Origin of the sequence: Peptoniphilus sp. GNH (assembly GCA_021307325.1) — a bacterium.
Classification (GTDB): Bacteria; Bacillota; Clostridia; order Tissierellales; family Peptoniphilaceae; genus KA00134.
This window is the reverse complement of sequence record CP089931.1, coordinates 1,466,835-1,483,509: the sequence shown is the minus strand read 5'-3', so window position 1 is coordinate 1,483,509 and position 16,675 is coordinate 1,466,835. Positions and strand designations below refer to the sequence as shown.

Sequence of the window (16,675 nt, the reverse complement as noted above, 5' to 3'; positions counted from 1 at the left end):
TTTAAAGCTACTCCCCTTTTTTACTAATTATAGCTTAAAGGTCTTGATTTTTGCAAGATAATTTCTCTCTTCTCCGGATTCGCCTTTTATTTGTCCTGCAATTCTTTTATGAGTTTTTTATTGGTCAAGTCATGGATTAGTGGCGTTATTGTCACATAACCCTTTTCCAAATAAGCTCTATCCGTGTCTTCTTCTAAGTCTTTTTTTGCCCTGCCCTTTAATTCAAGACTGATGCAATTGTCCTTTTGGATCATCTCATAATCATCAAGAGCATCTTTTGCCACCTTGCAATATTTTTTCCCCTTGATTTCACTTGTAGGCAAAAAAGGCACATTTATATTTAAAACAGAAACATTGTTTTTTAAAAAATCCTCTTCCTCTTTTAAGACTTCGAGCCCAAATTTGACAGCCGTTTCAAAATAGGCCTTGGCATTTACGCTTTTTGCCGAAAGAGCAAGGCCAGATACTCCAAAAAGATTTGCCTCAATGGCTGCTGAAACAGTCCCCGAATAGAGAATGTCCATGCCAGCATTATAACCCAAATTGCAACCAGAAAATACCAAGTCTATTTTATCCTTGCAAACTTGGTGGGCTATCCTTACGCAGTCTACAGGCGTACCCGTCACAGAGTAGACCTTGGCTCTTAGGCCTTCTATCTTTTCTTCTTTTATGAGCATGGGTTCTCTAAGGGTTATGGCGTGGCTCTTGCCAGAGTTTTCAATATGTGGTGCAAACACCACTACCTCATAGCCTGCTTCTTCCAGAGCCTTTGACAAGTAGGCAATCCCCGGAGCAAATACTCCATCATCATTTGTAACTAAAATTTTCATCTCATCTCACCTCATGTATCAAGGAGGCCACTTCTCTTTTTGCCACCTCTATCTTGTAGTCTATGTCTTTTATAAAGGATTTGCCCATAAGATTTGTAACCACTTCGTCTTCTGCCAAGTCAGGTTTATTGTTGTCTTTTGAAAGATGGGCTAGGATTACTTTTTCATTTTTCTTTTTCAAAAGCTTAGAGAGAACATCTGCACACATTTCATTAGATAGATGCCCCTTGTTAGATAGAATCCTCTGCTTAGTCGCCCAAGGATAGCTTCCCTCTAAGAGCATATTTTCGTTGTGGTTGGCCTCTATAAAAAATAAGTCGGAGCCTTCCATACCAGCAAGCATATCTGGATTTACATAGCCGGTGTCCGTCAAAATGGAAATTTTTTTCTTACCGCCTTTGAAAACAAAGCTAGTGCCTTCCATGCAGTCGTGAAAAGTCCTCATGGGAATCACGTCTATATCTTTAAATTTAAAAGGCAGGCCATTTTCAAAGACAAATACATTCTCCAAGGGAAAATTTTTTAATTTGCCAATAATCCCCATAAGAGTCGATTTGTTAGTAAAGATTTTATAGCCATAGCGTTTCGCCAAAACACCAAGCCCCTGTATGTGGTCTGTGTGTTCGTGAGTCACAAAGATTGCATCTATGGACTCCGGAGCTCTTTTAATTGATTCTAGGAGCCCTTCAATTTTCTTTCCTGAAAGACCGGCATCTATTAAAATTTTGGTTGATTTATATTCTATGAACTCGCAGTTGCCAGAAGAGCCTGAAGCGAGTGAGCAAAATTTCATAATATTCCTCCAAACTTAAATTATAACACAAGTCTTTTACTTATTAGTTTTAAAAATTAAGAGCCTATGTGAATTTATAAAAAGATGGTAAAATGTATTTATGAAATGGAGGTGAGAGTATGGAGCGTCCAATTGGCGTTTTTGATTCTGGCATTGGCGGAATTTCCGTCTTAAAAAGACTGTTGAAGGTCTTGCCGCAAGAAAAATATTATTATTTTGCCGATGAAATAAATCTTCCCTACGGGGATAAAAGCCCCGAAGAAATTCAAAATTTGAGCAAAAAGGCTTTCGACTATTTTAAAAAACTTGATGTGAAGCTGGCAGTTCTGGCGTGTAATACTGCCACAGCTTGTGCCAAGCCCTATCTTGAGGCAAATTTTGATTTTCCAATTTTTGGAGTCATTCAAGCCGGTGCCAAGGACAAAAGACTTTTAGGAAAGAAAAAGGTCGCCATCCTCGCCACCAAGGCCACGATAGCTTCTTGCAAATACCAAGAAGAGATTGCCAAGTTCTATCCTCAAATAAAATCTTACGGCATAGCCTGTCCGGGTCTTGCCGATGCCATAGATGCACAAGATTATCCCTTGATTGAAGATTTAATTTTTAAGGCTAGCGAAAAGATTGATGCCGATACAGATGTTGCCATTTTGGCATGCACTCACTATCCCCTTGTAAGAGATGTCTTCGAAAATATTTTTAAAAAGAAAAATTTGGCTCCAATTTTAATCGATCCAGCAGACGGTCTTGCCATCGAAATCGAAAACTATATTAAAAAAAGTGGCATGAAATCGTCTAAGGGCGAGTTGCATTTCTACTCGACAGCTGATTTAAATGAATTTATAAGCAAATCTGAAAAACTTTTAAATAAATAATGCCGACCGGGTTCTCGCCCGCTCGGCATTTTTTTATAGTTTTATTAATTTTCCAGTATAGCCATAGTCCTTCAAGAGATCTACTATGTGAATTGAGCCCTTCTTCACTTCTACCATCTCACCTGTCAATTCGTATATCCAGTCGCCTATAAAAGGCTGATGGCTTATCAAAATATTTATATCTTTTTCACATCCGAGGATCACCTTTCTCAGGTCACCCTGAGCCAAAAATTGAACCTCTTGAAATTTTTTATCAAGAATTTGGCTCAAAATTGTAGCAGTTTCTAAAGCTCTTGTTATGGGTGATGAATAAATTTTATAGTCTTTGTTTGCAACATAGGTCTTCAAAATTGGAAGGGTGTTTTTTAAATTAGCTATCCCTCTTTCTGTCAAATGCCTATGCCTGTCACTATAACCCTCTTCAGCTTCTCCATGTCTTATGAAGATTAGTCTTCTCATTTTTTGTATATATTTCCAGGATAAGTTGAAAGACCCATAAATTCGTCTTCTATGCGAAGGAGTTGGTTGTATTTTGCTACTCTATCAGTTCTTGCTGGCGCTCCAGTTTTTATTTGTCCTGCATTTACTGCGACTGCCAAGTCTGCAATTGTAGAGTCTTCTGTTTCTCCAGATCTGTGAGAGATGACAGTTGCATATCCATTTCTCTTTGCAAGTTCGATTGTTTCCAAAGTTTCAGAAATTGTTCCGATTTGATTTAATTTTATTAAAATCGCATTTGCAGCTTTCTTTTCGATTCCTTCTCTTAGTCTTTTTACATTAGTTACAAAAAGGTCATCTCCAACTATTTGAATCTTGTCGCCAAGCTCTTTTGTCATAATTGTCCAAGACTCCCAGTCATCTTCTGCAAGTCCATCTTCTATTGATACTATTGGATACTTGGAAATCAAATGCTTATAGAAATCTATCATTTCTCTAGATGTCAGAGTCTTTTTTTCTCCAGCAAGCTCATATTTGCCATCCTTGTATATTTCGCTTGAAGCAACATCCACTGCCAAGACTACCTCTTCTCCTGGCTTGTAGCCAGCCTTTTTGATAGCTTCAACGATTACTTCAAAGGCTTCTTCATTTGATGCCAAGTTAGGAGCAAATCCACCTTCGTCACCAACACCTGTGCTTAGGTTTTTTTCTTTTAAAACATTTTTTAGATTGTGATAAATTTCAGAACACATTCTCAAACCTTCTTTAAAAGAAGCCGCTCCTATTGGAGATATCATAAATTCTTGTATATCCACATTGTTATCTGCGTGTTGACCGCCATTTAATATGTTCATCATAGGCACTGGCAGAGTCCTTGCACCCACTCCACCAAGATATTGGTACAAGGGCAGATTTAATTCATCAGCGGCAGCTCTTGCCAAGGCCATGGAAACTCCAAGTATGGCATTGGCTCCCAAATTTCCCTTGTTAGGACTTGCATCTAGCTCTAGCATCATTGTGTCAACGCCTATTTGATCAAATACATCATAGTCGTAGAGCTTGGGGGCAATTATTTCATTTATATTATCTACTGCCTTTTGAACTCCCTTGCCCATGTATCTTTTCTTGTCGCCATCTCTAAGTTCAACTGCTTCATAAGCACCAGTTGAAGCTCCACTTGGCACTATTGCCCTTCCAAATCCACCATCTTCTGTATAAATTTCTACTTCAACTGTCGGATTGGCTCTAGAATCTAAAACTTCTCTGGCGTGTACACTATTTATTAAACTCATTTTATTGTCCTCCTATTAAAGAATTGCCCGTCATTTCTTTGGGCTTTTTTATATTTAATAAATCTAAAAGACTGGGTGCCAAATCACATAAGGCTCCGTCTTTTAAGCTTCCTTTTTTTCCAAACATGATTAGAAAAACCTGATTGGTCGTATGCGATGTCACAGGATTTCCATTTTCATCTTTCATCAACTCACAATTGCCATGGTCTGCAGTTATAAGACCACACCCTCCTCTTTCTTCAAGGGCATTTACAAGTCTACCAAGACAAGTATCGACAGCTTCCACAGCCTTGATAGCTGCCTTAGTATTGCCAGTATGCCCTACCATATCCGGATTGGCAAAATTTACAATTATGAGTGAATATTTATCTTCTTTTATTTTTTCTAGCAAATTGTCTGTAAGTTCGTAGGCACTCATCTCTGGTTTCAGATCATAAGTTGCCACCTTGGGAGATGGAATCAAAATTCTATCTTCACCTTCAAAGGGGACTTCTCTACCACCATTGAAAAAATAAGTTACGTGAGCAAATTTTTCTGTTTCGGCAGCCCTCAATTGTAAGAGCCCTTCTTTTGATATGACTTCTCCCAAGGTCATTGTAGGTATCGTCTCTTTAAACACCACGGGCAGAGGGAATTTTTTGTCATAGGATGTCATACAGGTTATCTCTATTTTCGGAAAGACTTTCCTTTTAAAACCATCAAAATCTTTTGAAGAAAGAGCGCTCACTATCTGCCTTGCCCTATCTGGTCTAAAGTTAAAAAATATAAGTCTGTCTTTGTCTTGAATTTTCCCCTGACCCAGATAGGCAGGTTTTATAAATTCGTCCGTGATGTCTTCTTCATAGGATTTTTTTAGATAGTCTTTTAAGTTTGAAACTTCTTCGCCCTTTCCTTGTGTGTATAGTTCGTAGGCTATCTCTATCCTATCCCATCTCTTATCCCTGTCCATGGCATAGTAGCGACCGATTACTGTCGCAATCTTTCCCACACCTTGAGAATCTAAGAACTCTTGCAACTCTTCTAAATCTTTTATAGCAGAATGAGGATTCACATCTCTGCCGTCTGTGATTGCATGGATGTAAACTTTTTTAAGACCCTCTCTTTTTGCCATAGTGATAAGTCCCTTGAGGTGGTCAAATGACGAATGGACTCCTCCCTTGGATACCAGTCCCATAAGGTGAAGGGCCTTATCTTCTCTTTTGCAAGCTCGCATGGCATCCAAAAGTTCTTTCATACAAAATAAGGATCCGTCCTCTATGGCTCTATTTATTCTCAAAAGGTCTTGGTAGATTACCCTACCAGATCCTATATTCAAGTGTCCAACTTCAGAATTTCCCATTTGTCCTTTTGGCAGACCGACAAATTCTTCGCTGGCATTTATTTTTGAATGAGGACAGGTCTTTAATAATCTATCTATATTGGGCGTCTTAGCCATATAAAAGGCGTTGTTTTCATTTTCTTTTCCCAAGCCAAGACCATCTAAAATTATCAAGGCCGCTGTTTTCATTTTTCTTCACCAAAATTTACAAGGTTTACAAAATCTTCTGCCTTTAAAGAGGCTCCTCCTATCAAGGCTCCGTCTATATCTTCTTCGGACATCAAATCTTTTATATTTGATGGATTCACACTTCCCCCGTATAGGATTCTCATCTTTTGAGCGGTTTCTGAATAGAGTCCTTCTAAAACTTCCCTTATATACTTGCACATTTCTTGTGCTTGTTCTGCCGAGGCTGTCTTTCCACTTCCTATTGCCCAAATTGGTTCATAGGCTATTATGATATCCTCTGCCCAGGTCTTATCTATATCTTTTAGACCGTCTTCAATTTGTTTTTTGATTTTTTTCTTGTGAAGACCGGCCTCTCTTTCATCTAGACTTTCTCCCAAACAAAGTATGGGGTTTAGTCCAAATTCCAAAGCTTTTTTTACTTTTTGATTTATAAAGTCGTCACTTTCTGAAAAATATTTTCTTCTTTCTGAATGACCCAAGATGACGTGCGATACGCCAAAAGGCTTTAAAAATGCCCCAGACACTTCGCCTGTATAGGCACCTTCTTCATGTGAAGACATATTTTGCGCTCCTAGATGAATTTTGCTTCCTTCCAACATTTTACTTGCAAGAGGAATTGACATAAAGCTTGGGCATATCAAAATATCAACTCCAGTAGATAAGGGTCTACTTAAAATTTTTTCAAGAAGTGCTTTACTTCTTTCTATGTCCAGATTCATTTTCCAATTGCCAGCAATCAATTTTCTTCTCATTTTGCATCACCTATCATGGCAGGTTCGATGCCCGGCAAAATTTTGCCTTCTAAATATTCCAAAGATGCCCCGCCACCAGTTGATACATGGGTGAATTTGTCTTCATAGCCAGATTTTTTTACAGCTGAAGCAGAGTCCCCTCCTCCTACTATGGTTATGGCATCAAGATTTGCCAAAATTCTTGCAAGTTCAAAAGTTCCCTTTGAGAATTTTTCCATTTCAAAAACTCCACAAGGTCCATTCCATATTACAGACTTGGCATCTTTTAGTTTGTCCTCTATGAGCCTTAGACTTTCTCTACCTATATCAAGTCCCATAAAGCCATCCGGGATCTCTTTGACTTCTTTTACTTCTCCCAGTTCTGAAAATTCCGATGCCACCACAAAATCCACCGGCAAAATAATTTCAACCGACTTTTCCTTGGCTCTTTTTAAGATGTCCTTCGCCAAATCGAGCTTATCTTCTTCGACAAGGCTCTTGCCGACTGGTTTTCCAAGGGCCTTCAAAAAAGTAAATGCCATGGCGCCGACAATTATTATTCCATCCACCTTGCCAAGTAGATTTTCTATCACTCCGATTTTATCAGATACTTTTGCCCCTCCTAAAATTGCATAAAAAGGTCTTTTAGGATTTTTTAAAACCATATCCATAGACTTTACTTCTTTTTCCACCAAATAGCCCAGGGCCATATCCAAAAATTTTGAAACGCCAACATTTGACGCATGAGCCCTATGGCTTGTACCATAGGCATCATTTACAAAGGCATCTCCAAGACTTGCAAGTTTTTTTGCAAATTCTTGGTCATTTTTTTCTTCGCCTTTTACAAAGCGAGTATTTTCTATAAGGGCAACTTCTCCCTTTTTTAAATTCTTAACTCCTTCTATGACCTTGTCTGATACCACATTTTCATCAGGCAAAAATACAACCTTATTGTCTAGGTGTTTTTGCAATTCCTCAGCCACTGCTTGCAAGGAAAACTCTTTGTTGTATTGACCCTTGGGTCTTCCCAGATGTGACATCAAAACGACATTCTTACAAGTTTTTAAAAGATATTTTATAGTTGGCAGGGCTGCGACTATCCTTTTGTTGTCTGTGACCTTGCCATCTTTTATTGGCACATTAAAATCTACTCTTACAAGGACTGTCTTGTCTTTGTAATCTACATTTTCTATACTTCTATACATATATCAAATCTCCTTAGCGATTTTTGATGTCAAGTCCACAACTCTTTGAGTATATCCCCATTCATTGTCATACCATGACACCAACTTGATAACATTTTTGTCCACAGTTGTCAGTAGAGAATCAAATATAGAGGCGTGAGGATTGCCTATTATATCCGATGAAACTAATTCCTCCTCTGAATATTCAAGAATTCCCTTCATAGGACCCTCTGCCGCTTCTTTTACAGCTTGGTTGACCTCGTCTTTAGTCACTTCTTTTGGCAAAATAAAGGTCGCATCTACCAAAGAGCCAACGGGTATAGGCACTCTCATAGAGATGCCATGAAATTTGCCCTTTAGTTCTGGTATTACCAAACCGACAGCCTTAGCTGCGCCAGTTGAAGTAGGCACGATGTTTTCAGCTCCAGCTCTTGCCCTTCTCATATCGCCTTTTTTATGGCGATTATCTAAAATATTTTGATCTCCTGTATATGCATGGATAGTTGTCATAAAGGCCTTCTCAATGCCAAATTTATCAAGGATAACTTTGGCTATAGGAGCCAAACAATTTGTAGTACATGAAGCATTAGAAATTATATTGTGCTTGTCCTTGTCATACAAGCAGTCATTTACTCCCATGACAATTGTTATGTCTTCGTCCTTGCCAGGGCTTGTAAGTATGACTTTTTTAGCACCTGATTGCAAATGCCAATTTGCTTTTTCTCTCTCCTTAAAAGCGCCAGTAGAATCTACGATTATATCTAAACCCAAATCCTTCCAAGGTGCTTTTTTAGGATCTCTTTCGGCTGTTATATAGACTTTTTCTCCGTCTACTTCCAAATAGTCTTGTCCGTAAGAAATTTCACCATCAAAAAGTCTATATATGCTATCTCTTTTCAAGAGCTTAGCCATGACTTCTGGTGCTGTCGAGGCGTTGATATTTACCAGTTTAAATCCGAGATCTTCCTTTCTCTTTCTCAAAAAATAAGACCTCACGAAATCTCTTCCAATCCTACCAAAGCCCATCAAACCTACTTTAATCATTTTTCTCCTCCAAATTCTCTTAAAACTTCTCTGGCAAGTCCCTCATCGGTCACAAGACTCATAGACGGCCTCATCTTAGCTATGCTCACAAGCGCTTGTGCCTTTTTAGCTCCACCAGCAACAGCAACTACCTTTTTAATCTTTAAAAATTCTTCCTTGCTTATTCCAAAACTCTCTTGAGAATATATTTCTTGACCGTCAAGATCAAAATAATGACCAAAGGCCTCTCCGACAGCCCCTCTTTTTAAAATCTCATTTCTCGTTTTTTGATCTAGACCTCTTTTTTGACCCATGACATCAGCCCTTCCCAGACCGAAAATCAAGATGTCTATATTTCTTACGAGGTCATACACCTCTTTAACCTCCTCATTCTTTAGGAGCATATTTAGCGTTTTTTCATCAACCATATCAGGCACAGCCAAGATATTATAAGAAGCCCTAAATCCTTCAGCCATAATAGCTGCAACTGTATTTGCCTGATACATGGGTATCTTGCCAAGAGATCCTCTAGCTGGCACCACCATAAGATCGTCCACCTTGAGATCCTTGGCCCTATTGGCAACCTCTCTAAGGCTTCTGCCTCCAGTCACGCCAATGATATCGCCTTTTTTTACGAGATCCTTTACGAAATCTACACACGCATCTCCTAAATTTATAAATATGTCCTCATCCTCTTCCACATTGCCCCTTACGACAATAGCCCTATCGATTTTTAACAAATCACACAGCTTAGAAGATATGAGTTTTAAACTTGCCGCCTCTTCATAGACGGGTCTTAGCTCCTTATATGTCATAAGAGCTTTTTTAGTCGGCTTCACACCTGCCGCCTCAACCAAGACCAAGTCGTTAAATCTCAAAAATTCAATTTCATCTCTGACGACCCTCTCGCTAAGGCCAAGTCTTGAAGAAATTCTCCTTCTGCCAGCTAAGTCCTGCTGGATTATAAACTCCAAAATCTCAAAACGTCTTGTGAAAATTTCTCTCGCCTCTGGTATAAAGTCAAACAAGTCTTCCATATAACCTCCGGTACATAATCGTTCCCTTTGTTTAATTTCGTTCCCACAAATAATATACCATATACTGAATTTTCTTCAATACAAAGCTTGTTTTTATATGGTAGAATTTTTAGAGAAAGAAGTTTTTCGCCAATATAAATATAAAAATTTCTTGGAGGTCACGAGATGAAAGATGTAAAAGCAGAAAAAAATAAATTTGTTCCCCGAATAGATACAGAGCTCAAAAAAAGATTGGTAAAGATACCAGAAGTCATATACAAGGCGAGTGGTATTCAAATAATGGATAAGAGAATCAAATCATTTTTATTTACAAATGACGTCTCCATAATTTGCAACAGCAATGCCCATGCCATCATGTGCGTCTATCCCTTCACGCCCCAGCTTTCAATAATAAAATCCATTCTAGATGTGGCAAGCGTACCAGTCTTTCCAGGAGTAGGCGGCGGTACGACAACAGGTGCCAGAACTCTAAATATAGCCATGCAAGCGGAACTACTCGGCGCCCATGGGGTCGTTGTAAATGCGCCCATGATAAACGAAACTATAACAGATCTAAAAGAAATCTTAGATGTACCTGTAATAGCAACAGTCATCTCCAAAAAAGATGACATCATAGGAAAAGTCAAGGCTGGTGCTCGCATACTAAATGTTGCAGGCGGCAAAAAGACCCCAGAACTAGTAAGAGAATGTCGAAAAATCTTGGGAGATGAATTCCCAATAATAGCAACTGGTGGTCACACAGATGAGCATATCTTAGAAACTATACAAGCTGGAGCAAATGCCATAACCTATACTCCCAAATCGAGTTCAGAAATTTTTTCTGATGTCATGGATGAATATAGAAAATCAAAAGAAGATATGTAACTATTTTATAGGCAGATAAATAAAATATAAAAGCATATAAAAAATGAAATGACTTTCATTAAAACTATCTTTTTACTAAATAATACAAATAACATTAAAAGGACTTTTTTATTTAAAGTTGCTTACTAAAAATAAGATTTACAAGTCAAGATGACTTATCACACAAAAATAGAGGGGCTATTTGAAGTCCCTCTATTTTTATAATGTATTAAAATTTAACCCTTATAAGACTTACCATGTTTTGCCAGCAAGTCATTTTTCAATTTCCAAAGATTTTCTGAAAGGTCTACGATGTATTCTTGTGGATTTTCAAGTCTCTTCATTTCTTCCCAAAGGCTTTCTAGTTGATCTTTTGCCCTCTTTCTAATTTCTTCTAGACTTGGAATTTTGTAGACCAATTTCCCCTTGTCATAAATTCTCACAAGAAGTTCTTCTTTTTCAAAGTTTTCTATAATTTTTCTCTTCCAAGTGTAGACTGGATGGAAAATTTCGATTGAGTCGTCGCTCAACTCTTCATCATACAAGGTCACAAGGTCTGCCAAGGCCTTCTTGCTTTTTTTGTCATAGAATCTATATACTTTTTTGAAACCTGGATTGGTGATTTTAGACACATTTTCCGAAATTTTTATCTTGGATATTATCTTGCCTTCTTCTTCGACTGCCGTAAGTTTATAAACTCCTCCAAAAACTGGAGATGATTTTGATGTTATAAGTCTTTCTCCGACTCCGAAGAGGTCAATTTTTGCTCCTTGCATAAAAAGATTTTCAATTGTAAATTCATCAAGAGAATTTGAAGCCATGATTTTCACATCTTCAAAGCCTGCTTCATCTAGCATTTGTCTTGCCTTTTTGGAAAGATAGGCTATGTCTCCTGAGTCTATTCTTATGGCAATAGGTCTATATCCTCTTGGCAAAACTTCTTCATTAAATACTTTGATGGCATTTGGGATTCCCTCTTTTAAAACATCATAGGTGTCAACTAAAAAGGTTGAGGCGTGAGGATAAGTTCTCGCATAGGCTCTAAAGGCATCAATTTCTGATGGGAACATCTGTACCCATGAATGGGCCATAGTGCCAAGAGCTGGCACTCCATAAGTCTTTTCAGCTAAGGTGTTGGCTGTTCCTATGCAGCCTCCTATATAAGCTGCCCTTGCTCCTTCATTTGCTCCTGAATAGCCTTGGGCCCTTCTAGATCCAAATTCAGATACCGCCCTTCCCTTTGCGGCAGTCACTATTCTGTTTGCCTTTGTCGCTATAAGAGACTGATGATTTATAGTTAATAAAATCATAGTTTCTAGCATTTGTGCTTGAATTGCAGGCCCTCTTACGACCATAAGAGGCTCTCCCGGAAATGCAACTGTGCCTTCTTTCATAGCCCAGACATCACATTCAAATTTAAAATTTTTGAGATAGTCCAAGAAGCCTTCCGAAAATATTTTTTTGCTCCTCAAAAATTCTATATCTTCTTCATCAAATTTTAAGTTTTCAAAATATTCTATGACCTGTTCTAGCCCCGCTATTATTGCATAGGTTGCCTCATCAGGAGCAGATCTAAAGAACATGTCAAAATATGTAATCTCGTCTTTTTTGCCCGCTTCAAAATATCCATTGCCCATAGTAAATTCATAAAAATCTGCTAATAGAGAAAGGTTATTTTTGTTGTGAAATATCATCTTTTTCCTCCCATTTATAAATCCTTCCAAAGCTTCTTATATCATCCGGGCTTGATCCCAAAATTTTAAAATCAGCCCACTTGTCATTTTCTGAAATGGCAAGAGAAAACTTTTCATAAAGAAAGATTTGTTTTTTGTAGACTATTTCAATTCTTTTTGCCTTGAAATCTAAGGCATCCATTATATAGGAAAGAGTGTTGGCGTTATTCATGTGTTGGTTGAAGTCCAAATCTCTTTTTAAAACTCTAAAAGAAGATTTGGAGGCATAAGTTCCACCCGCTATTTTCTTTTTTCTGTCGAATAAGTCGCCTTTGCATTTAGCGAGGTCATTATCGCAACTTTTCTTTGGAATCCTTAAAAGTTCGCCCTTGTCCTTATCTATTACTAGCCAAAGGCTCTTGGCCCTTGCCAATTTGCCCGATTTGCCATTTAAATAAAAATTTCTATAAGCAAAAAATTTTTCAGCTCCCAAGTATTGTGTACTCACTTCAACTCTATCTCCACAAAGTGGATAATCGAAAATTTCAAGATCCCATCCGTACAAGACCCACATCAAATTATCATGTTGAAATATAAATTCCCTATCCTCGAGCATAGCCGTTTCTGTAAAGATGTTTAAAATGTTTTCTACTCTCATATTTAAATTTTCATCACACATGAATTTGAATATCTCATATGTTTTTTTGTAGTCCATCCGATCACCTTTTATTATTATATCACAGACGTGTAAAGCCCCTTTAAATGAAGTCTTCGTAAGCTTTTAATCCCTGGCTAGCCTTGGCTTTTTTTACTGCATTTACTATGGATTTTCTTATGACTTCTACTGCCAAGCTCGATAAGATATCAAAATTTACCTTGACCTTATTTTGAGTCATGGCAAAGACACTGTCTCCGTCTACTGATGTATGCACTGGATAAATGGCTCTTGCAAATCCGTTGTGGCCAAGCTCTGCCAATCTATTTACCTGTACTTTCGTAAGCTCGGCATTTGTTAGTATGATAGATATGCTAGTGTTTCCCTTGAAGAGATTGTCCTCTCTATTGAGGCTTTCAAGCATGGCATCAAAGGTCGAGCCCAGGGCAGTTTTCTCTTTATTTAAAAGACCTCCGATCATGTGTTCTCCATCAAAAACATCGCCCAAGGCGTTTACAACGGTCAAGGCCCCCAGCTTTAAATTTCCTACCTCCACTGCATAAGAACCAAGTCCCGATTTCATACAGCATTCCGCTCCCCAAAACTTTCCTATGCTAGCTCCTGTTCCAGCTCCGATATTGCCTTCTAAGTCTTCATTTTTTTGCGCATTTAAACAAGCCTTATAGCCTTCCTCTGCCCCGGGTCTTACATTTTTTCCAAATGCCAAGTCGAATATAGATGCTCCAGAAACTATGGGTACTTTTCCAATGCCAACATCAAATCCTATGTTTTTTTCTTCTAAGTATTGCATTATACCAGCCGCCGCATTTAATCCAAAGGCTGAGCCGCCAGCTATAAAAATCCCATGAACTAGTTCAACAATATTTTGACTTTTAAGGGCATCTGTTTCTCTAGTGGCAGGTCCACCACCTCTAACATTTACTCCGCAAATAGCTCCTTCTTCTGCTAGCACTACACTTAGACCAGTTCCATTTATCTTGTCGGTATAGTGGCCTATCTTAAAGCCTTCTATTTGTGTAATTCTAATCTCTTTCATTTATCCTCCTTATATAGGTCAAGATTTCCCTGCCCATTGACAGTCCAGAAATATGATTAAAGGACAAATAGTTCACGTTTGAATTTATTTCGCAAAATAGAGGGCCATCTTTTCCATAGAGAATATCCACTCCGGAAAAACTAAGGCCCATAATTTTTTGTGCTGCAAGGGCCAAGTCCTTTTCAGCTTGACTTGGCTCTACAAAACATCCCTTTCCTCCGCTAGATATATTGGCTCTGAAGTCATTTTTATTAGTCCTTTCCATGGCGCCTATAACCCGATCTCCAACTATATTGATTCGCAGATCTCTACCCGATGATTCCTCTACAAATTCCTGCATTATAAAATTTTTATTGCCAAGGCCCTGCAGGGTATCTTTCAAATCTTCTTTGCCAAGTGCCAAGTAAACTTGCATGCCAAAAGAGCCTTTTTCTTCTTTAATGACAATTTTTTCGCCGAGATAGTCTATGACCTCATCAAGGTAGGCATCCTCAAAAGACCTGTCAAAATAGGAAAAGGGACCCACCACAGTCTTTGGCATGGGAAGCTTATCCTTTAATTTTAAAAATGTTTCAATTTTGCTATCGCAAATCCTTATTGCTTCAGAACAATTGTAGACGGGTAACCCTTGGAGCTCAAGATTTCTCGCCAAGGCTATGTCCTTGTCCCAAAAGATTACAAAATCATAGTCTAGTTTGATAGATGAAGTATTTAAAATTTCGCCATTGCCCCTTAGTTCTAAATCTATTCCCAGGGCATGGCCCTCTTTTTTAAGGTCTTGGACCAAGCTAAAAAATTTATTTTGCTTGCCCAGAAAAGAATTATAAACTACAAGCCCTTTCACAAAATTTCCTCCAAGTTTAAAATCATATCTTTTAAAATCTCAATTATTCTAAGACAATTTTCGCTATCTTCTATAAGTCCCCAATTGAACTCCATTTGTATGGCTGGCACTTTTAGAAAAGACGATATATCACCCGACACCGTATGATGACTGCTTGCAGAAAAAACATGATTTAATTTGGCATCAATTCCTCTTTTATTTAAAAAATTCAAAACGAAATCTCCCAAATCTAATCTCGAACAGAGGTTGGCCCCATCTCCTGTGCCCAAATCAATATCAAAATCCCTATCCGAACTTGCTATATGAAAATCTAAAAGCAGCTTGAAGGGATTTTCCTTATAGTAGTCTTTTATAGCTGTCCTATAAGGGTTTATCTCGTCAAAATTCGGATCATCATTTCTGTATCCAGTTCTAGTTATATAGGAAAGACCCAAATCCTCTCCAAGAATTTTTACCATGGGTCCAGTCCTAAATTCTGCAGCCTTAATTTTGTCATTTCTAAACTGTCTGATGGCATGAGGGGCTGAAAGCATGATGTCAGATTTCTTTTTTACAAGTTCAAAGCCCTCTTTGGCCTTTGATTTTTCGTCTATATAATATTTTTCTAATTCTTCAATTTTTTCCTTATTCATTGTTAAACACCTTAGATCTTACTTCAGATAGAGATATATAAAATAGAATGAGCGCCAAGACTACAAATGCCAATACTCTCAAGACAATGGAGTCTATTTGAAAAATGGCAGGAATGGAAATCAAAAAACCAAAGATGGAAAGAGCCAGATTGTTCATATTTTTCTTTAAAAGAAAATACTCATCTCTTTTTATTGACACGGAAGTGCCCAAGAAATCCAAACCCAATTCATGCCTTATGTGCGAAGGAATGGCACTTACTATTCCTATATTTTTTATAGAAGTTCGGTTGTTGTAATCTACCTCATCCAAATCACAAAATTCAAATACACGGGCTCTGTAAGACTTGTCTATATAAGTTATCTTGGCAAGATCTGACTCTTCCAGACCCAAAATCTCCATAGATGACTTGGAAAGTCTTATTATATCTTCTCCCTCATCACCTGAAATCGGTCTTATCGCTATAAATTTATTAGTCCTTGAACCTATAAGCCCTTTTAAAATCTTGTCCCTCATACTATCTTCTTCCTTGTCACCATAAATTGAATAAGCTCTTATGTTTTTTGCTGGCCCTCTAGATTTCTCCGCACTATCTAAAAGTTTTTTAAATTCGTTCTTCTTCTCAAAATAAGAACATTTATACTCCAAATTGTATTCGGCATCACTATATATGTCCTTTAGTTCTGGAAATTTATCTAAATAGTATTGGCATATAAACGATGGCAAGTCTGATTCGAGCAAAAGGCGGTATCTTTGAGAGAGGTTGATTATATTTTCCTTATCTTCCTCTTGTCTTGCTATAAGTTTTTCCTTTTCAATAAAAATCTTATGACCGGAAAATTCGTTGACAAACAAGATTCCTGCAAAATCAGAAGCATCTTGGCATTTTCTTAAAAATTTTTTAGATATTTTTACATTTTTTGAAAGTAGCTGCTCAGCCTTTATAGGTTTTACTTTGAAGAAGTTTTCATCCTCACCACAAATTTTTTCAATTCTTATCTCGGATTTATCGCTAAATTCAATCCCCGAGTCTTCTATCTCCTCCTTGAGCCTATTGCACATATAGTATTTTTTTTCTGAATTTTTATATTCTTTTAGTCTTACATTTGCAAAAAACTCTCTGCCATCTACAAATAGCTTTACCCTTTCGTATTCTCTAAATGAAATATTTTTTAAAAGTTCTGTATTAAAATTTATATCTCTTTGTGCGCCTTTTTCCTTTGAATTGCCAAAGCCAAGCTCATCATAAGAAATTTTTAATTCCAT

At 37.7% G+C, this 16,675-nt stretch carries 17 protein-coding genes; 2 read left to right on the top strand and 15 right to left on the bottom strand.

Annotated elements, in window-relative coordinates:
* Nucleotides 1-86 precede the first annotated feature (86 nt).
* Together surE and LV469_07190 are read right to left on the bottom strand one after the other, a co-directional pair.
* The gene (gene surE / locus LV469_07195; protein ID UHR02423.1) at nt 87-830 is read right to left on the bottom strand and encodes a 5'/3'-nucleotidase SurE; all 744 of its coding nucleotides are present in this window, start codon (nt 828-830) and stop codon (nt 87-89) included.
* 1 nt (nt 831) lies between these two features.
* Entirely contained in the window at nt 832-1,623 is a 792-nt protein-coding gene (locus LV469_07190) for an MBL fold metallo-hydrolase (GenBank protein ID UHR02422.1), read from the bottom strand.
* Between the two features lie 119 nt (nt 1,624-1,742).
* On the opposite strand from LV469_07190, the gene murI reads away from it, so the two are divergent.
* The gene (murI, locus tag LV469_07185; GenBank protein ID UHR02421.1) at nt 1,743-2,495 is read left to right on the top strand and encodes a glutamate racemase; all 753 of its coding nucleotides are present in this window, start codon (nt 1,743-1,745) and stop codon (nt 2,493-2,495) included.
* A 33-nt stretch (nt 2,496-2,528) separates the two neighbouring features.
* On the opposite strand, the gene LV469_07180 is transcribed toward murI, so the two are convergent.
* From LV469_07180 to LV469_07150, 7 genes are read right to left on the bottom strand one after another with little or no spacing between them, the layout of a single operon-like run.
* Complete coding sequence (locus LV469_07180) at nt 2,529-2,954, bottom strand: histidine phosphatase family protein (protein UHR02420.1); 426 nt, start codon at nt 2,952-2,954, stop codon at nt 2,529-2,531.
* Nucleotides 2,951-4,225, bottom strand: a complete 1,275-nt coding sequence (gene eno, locus LV469_07175; protein ID UHR02419.1) for a phosphopyruvate hydratase — start codon at nt 4,223-4,225, stop codon at nt 2,951-2,953. Before eno ends, LV469_07180 begins: the two co-directional genes overlap by 4 nt.
* 1 nt (nt 4,226) lies before the next feature.
* On the bottom strand, nt 4,227-5,732 hold the full coding sequence (gene gpmI, locus LV469_07170; protein ID UHR02418.1) for a 2,3-bisphosphoglycerate-independent phosphoglycerate mutase: 1,506 nt from the start codon (nt 5,730-5,732) through the stop codon (nt 4,227-4,229).
* Nucleotides 5,729-6,484, bottom strand: a complete 756-nt coding sequence (gene tpiA, locus LV469_07165; protein ID UHR02417.1) for a triose-phosphate isomerase — start codon at nt 6,482-6,484, stop codon at nt 5,729-5,731. Before tpiA ends, gpmI begins: the two co-directional genes overlap by 4 nt.
* Nucleotides 6,481-7,668 (bottom strand): phosphoglycerate kinase, encoded by a 1,188-nt coding sequence (locus LV469_07160; GenBank protein ID UHR02416.1) that lies wholly within the window; start codon nt 7,666-7,668, stop codon nt 6,481-6,483. The genes tpiA and LV469_07160 overlap by 4 nt, the downstream gene beginning before the upstream one ends.
* Nucleotides 7,669-7,671: 3 nt before the next feature.
* Nucleotides 7,672-8,691 carry a type I glyceraldehyde-3-phosphate dehydrogenase gene (gene gap / locus LV469_07155; protein UHR02415.1) on the bottom strand — a complete coding sequence of 340 codons (1,020 nt, stop codon included), beginning with the start codon at nt 8,689-8,691 and terminating at the stop codon, nt 7,672-7,674.
* Complete coding sequence (locus LV469_07150; GenBank protein ID UHR02414.1) at nt 8,688-9,707, bottom strand: hypothetical protein; 1,020 nt, start codon at nt 9,705-9,707, stop codon at nt 8,688-8,690. The genes gap and LV469_07150 overlap by 4 nt, the downstream gene beginning before the upstream one ends.
* Before the next feature lie 165 nt (nt 9,708-9,872).
* Here LV469_07150 and LV469_07145 point away from each other — a divergent pair, with 165 nt between their 5' ends.
* Nucleotides 9,873-10,571, top strand: coding sequence for a hydrolase (locus LV469_07145; protein ID UHR02413.1), 699 nt, complete (start codon nt 9,873-9,875; stop codon nt 10,569-10,571).
* A 215-nt stretch (nt 10,572-10,786) separates the two neighbouring features.
* Here the strand turns inward: LV469_07145 and LV469_07140 are convergent, their stop codons facing one another.
* From LV469_07140 to LV469_07115, 6 genes are read right to left on the bottom strand one after another with little or no spacing between them, the layout of a single operon-like run.
* Nucleotides 10,787-12,244 carry a nicotinate phosphoribosyltransferase gene (locus LV469_07140; protein ID UHR02412.1) on the bottom strand — a complete coding sequence of 486 codons (1,458 nt, stop codon included), beginning with the start codon at nt 12,242-12,244 and terminating at the stop codon, nt 10,787-10,789.
* A complete protein-coding gene (locus LV469_07135) occupies nt 12,222-12,938 on the bottom strand; it encodes a thioesterase (GenBank protein UHR02411.1) in 717 nt (238 codons plus the stop codon). Before LV469_07135 ends, LV469_07140 begins: the two co-directional genes overlap by 23 nt.
* Before the next feature lie 43 nt (nt 12,939-12,981).
* The gene (locus tag LV469_07130; protein ID UHR02410.1) at nt 12,982-13,935 is read right to left on the bottom strand and encodes a P1 family peptidase; all 954 of its coding nucleotides are present in this window, start codon (nt 13,933-13,935) and stop codon (nt 12,982-12,984) included.
* Nucleotides 13,922-14,779, bottom strand: a complete 858-nt coding sequence (locus tag LV469_07125; protein UHR02409.1) for a RimK family alpha-L-glutamate ligase — start codon at nt 14,777-14,779, stop codon at nt 13,922-13,924. Before LV469_07125 ends, LV469_07130 begins: the two co-directional genes overlap by 14 nt.
* A complete protein-coding gene (locus LV469_07120) occupies nt 14,776-15,411 on the bottom strand; it encodes a hypothetical protein (GenBank protein UHR02408.1) in 636 nt (211 codons plus the stop codon). The genes LV469_07125 and LV469_07120 overlap by 4 nt, the downstream gene beginning before the upstream one ends.
* Nucleotides 15,404-16,675 (bottom strand): hypothetical protein, encoded by a 1,272-nt coding sequence (locus LV469_07115; protein UHR02407.1) that lies wholly within the window; start codon nt 16,673-16,675, stop codon nt 15,404-15,406. Before LV469_07115 ends, LV469_07120 begins: the two co-directional genes overlap by 8 nt.